4 protein-coding genes are annotated in these 2,952 nt (G+C 70.1%); 3 read left to right on the top strand and 1 reads right to left on the bottom strand.

The window, feature by feature from the left end; translation table 11 throughout:
• Positions 1-194 precede the first annotated feature (194 nt).
• Positions 195-617 carry a hypothetical protein gene (locus tag ACFU74_RS36765; protein ID WP_380764486.1) on the top strand — a complete coding sequence of 141 codons (423 nt, stop codon included), beginning with the start codon at positions 195-197 and terminating at the stop codon, positions 615-617.
• A 159-nt stretch (positions 618-776) separates the two neighbouring features.
• A complete protein-coding gene (locus ACFU74_RS36760; protein ID WP_380764485.1) occupies positions 777-935 on the top strand; it encodes a hypothetical protein in 159 nt (52 codons plus the stop codon).
• Positions 936-1,055: 120 nt separating this feature from the next.
• Here the strand turns inward: ACFU74_RS36760 and ACFU74_RS36755 are convergent, their stop codons facing one another.
• Positions 1,056-1,859 carry an exodeoxyribonuclease III gene (locus tag ACFU74_RS36755; protein ID WP_380764484.1) on the bottom strand — a complete coding sequence of 268 codons (804 nt, stop codon included), beginning with the start codon at positions 1,857-1,859 and terminating at the stop codon, positions 1,056-1,058.
• Positions 1,860-2,133: 274 nt separating this feature from the next.
• On the opposite strand from ACFU74_RS36755, the gene ACFU74_RS36750 reads away from it, so the two are divergent.
• Complete coding sequence (locus tag ACFU74_RS36750; RefSeq protein ID WP_380764483.1) at positions 2,134-2,907, top strand: GntR family transcriptional regulator; 774 nt, start codon at positions 2,134-2,136, stop codon at positions 2,905-2,907.
• Positions 2,908-2,952 lie beyond the last annotated feature (45 nt).

The following is a 2,952-nucleotide window of genomic DNA, read 5'->3' as shown; positions in this document are numbered from 1 at the left end:
GAGTTGCCTGCGCGTCACATCCAACATTCCTACCGGGTTCTGCCCCGGAGCGGGGCAGAACCCGGAGATTGATCACAACATCACACAGGCCCTAGTGCTCTGACCGGCAACGTTCACCGGGGTGCGAGCCGCGCTGTGACCTGAGCTACGGTGAACGCCGGGCGGGAGTAATGGTGTTCGAAGGGGAGGCCGACATGGCGGCAGTCAACGTTCCGGGACCTGATCCGGACTGGGAGACAGCCCCGTCGTACCAAGGAGGGAAGCGCAACCCAGCGTTCCAGCAGAGCATGTGGGAGTTCGCGGCCAGCTCGTTTCGAGTGGTGGCGGGGTTGCAGCCGCCGCTGGAGGCGCTCGCGGCGCGGTTGCGGCTGACCGTCGAACGAGGCTGGGAAGACCTCGGCTACGTGGACGTTGCCATGTTCCGGATCGAGAAGACGGACTTCGCTCTGAGCGAGCTCGAAGGAGCGCCTGTCCCGTATACGTTCGTCTGGGTGAGCCGCTCGGTGGACGATGCGGACGCGGCGATCGATGCCCTGCTCAATGCCCTCGGCATTGGCCGCGAGGCGCTGGCGTTCCGCGGCTCGTTGGAGACCGGCTTCAAGAACTGCAACGGCTGACCCGGATAGGGGTCGTCAATCGAGCCCGCCACTCACGCGGCTTCGGACAGTGGCCTTCCTCCACGGCCCCGAGGGCCTGTTCGCCGCGAGCATCCCCTCCCGGACCTCCGGCGAGCCCGAGGGCGCCCCGGGCCGCGATGACGCCGAGGAGGCCGCTCGATGAGCGTGATGGACACCGCCCTGCGCGAGTCACTCAAGGCCCTGCGCCTGTCCGGGATGCTGGAGACCCTCGACGCACGGCTGATCCAGGCCCACGGCGGCGAACTGACGGCTGATACACGCCTGGGGCCGCCGCTGCGTTCCCCCAGCCAGGGGTAGCGCTACGTCGCCCCCACACGCGCGAAGAGGGCAGCCCCAGCCCCTTGCCCGATCCGTGACGGACATGACGTCTGGGCAGGGCTCCCCAGTCTTCTGAGGAGCCCTGCCCATGGAGAGCGGTCAGAACTCGTGGTCGAACACTACGGTGACTGGCGCGTGGTCGCTCCAGCGTTCGGCGTGGGATGCGGCGCGTTCGACGTAGGCCTCGACGGCCCTGTCGGCCAGGCCCTTTGTACAAACACTTAGGTCAATCCTCCAGCCGGTGTCGTTGTCGAAGGCGCGGCCGCGGTAGGACCACCAGGAGTAGGGGCCGGTGCGGTCGGGGTGGAGGTGGCGGACGACGTCGGTGTAGCCGGCCTCGTCGTAGACGCGGGAGAGCCAGGCGCGTTCCTCGGGGAGGAAGCCGGCGGACTTCTGGTTGGCCTTCCAGTTCTTGAGGTCCTCCGGGCGGTGGGCGATGTTCCAGTCGCCGCAGACCACGACCTCGCGGCCGTCGGCGGCGGCGCGGGTGCGGAGTTTGTTGAGGTGGACGAGGAACTCCGCCATGAAGCGTTCCTTCTCGTCCTGGCGCTCGGTGCCGACCTCGCCGGAGGGGAGGTAAAGGCTGGCGACGGTCAGGCCCGGCAGGTCGATTTCGACGTACCTGCCCGAATTGTCGAATTCGGCCGACTCGAAGCCGATGACCGTGCGGCTCGGCTCCGCCCGGGAGAGGATCGCCACGCCGGCCCGGCCCTTGGTGGCGGACGGGGCCCACACCGTGTGCCAGCCGTCGAGGTCGCGCAGCTCGACGGGTAGCTGCTCGGGCTCGGAGCGCACCTCCTGGAGGCAGACCACGTCCGCCTCGGTGGCGGCCAGCCACTCGATGAAGCCCTTCTTGGCCGCCGCCCGGATTCCGTTCACGTTCACACTCGTCACCACGATCACCCGGGCAGCCTACCCACTGCGGCGCGCGGGCCGTGCCGCGACGCGTCCGGTTGCGAAGCTGACGTGAACGCACCATGAATCTGTGCGGGAGTCCCGCCGTGCCACGCCATTGGTCTTGACCATCTCCCGATCGAGCCCCTAGGGTCACTTACTGCAAGGACCTTTAATAAAGAAGGACGGAAAAAGCCCGCTCTCCCACCTGCCGCAACAGCGGGCAGCGGGCCGGGATCCGCCCTCTTTCAGCAGGGCGGACGACACCAGGGTGGAGGACACGGTGGGAACGACAGGACAGCTCACGGCGGTACCGGAACCGAAGTACTGGCACCTGCGCACGGTGCTGCTCCGCGCCATCGACACGGAGTTCGCCATCGGCCAGATCCTGCCGAACGAGCGCGAGCTCGCCGCCCGCTTCGGCGTCGCCCGGGCCACCCTGCGGCAGGCGCTCGACCAGCTGGAGCTGGAGGGCCGCCTGGTCCGCCGGCGCGGGATCGGTACCCTGATCGCCGCCCCCCGGGTCGGCGTCCCGGTGAACCGGCAGGAGGAGGGCTGGCCCGGTGCCGCCCGCAGTCAGGCCTGGCGCACCGTCGACTGCACCACCGCCCCGGCCGCCCGGCGACTGGCCGAGGCGCTCGGCGTCGCCGAGGACGCCCCCGTGCACACCGTGCGCCGGGTGCGCCTCGTGCAGGGGCGGGCCATGGCCACCGAGTCGCTGCACGTGCCGGCCGCCGCGCTGCCGCACCTGCCCGGCTTCCGCGCCGAGAGCGACCGCGCCCGTTCGGTGCTGCGCCAGCTGGAGCGACTGGAGGTGGACGGCGAGTCCCGCTCCGTCGAGCTGGGTGTCGCCGAGGCCGAGCAGGCCGCCCTGCTGGAGCGCCCGCCCGGTTCGCCGGTCCTGGTGATGACCACCCAGTACGCCGCGGCCGGCCGACTGGTCGCGCTCGCCGTCTCCACCTACCGTGCGGACACCTGCAAGCTGACCTTCGGCTCGACCGGCCTCGTCGAGGTCACCCCTGTCGGCGCCACCCCCGTGGGTGCCGCCGCCTCCTGAACCACTCCCGAAAACCCTCAGGCCCAGGCCCGAGCGCCCCGCCAG

It is taken from the genome of Kitasatospora sp. NPDC057500, from assembly GCF_042802195.1.
Taxonomy (GTDB): domain Bacteria; phylum Actinomycetota; class Actinomycetes; order Streptomycetales; family Streptomycetaceae; genus Kitasatospora.
This window is presented reverse-complemented; position numbering and strand designations above follow the sequence as displayed.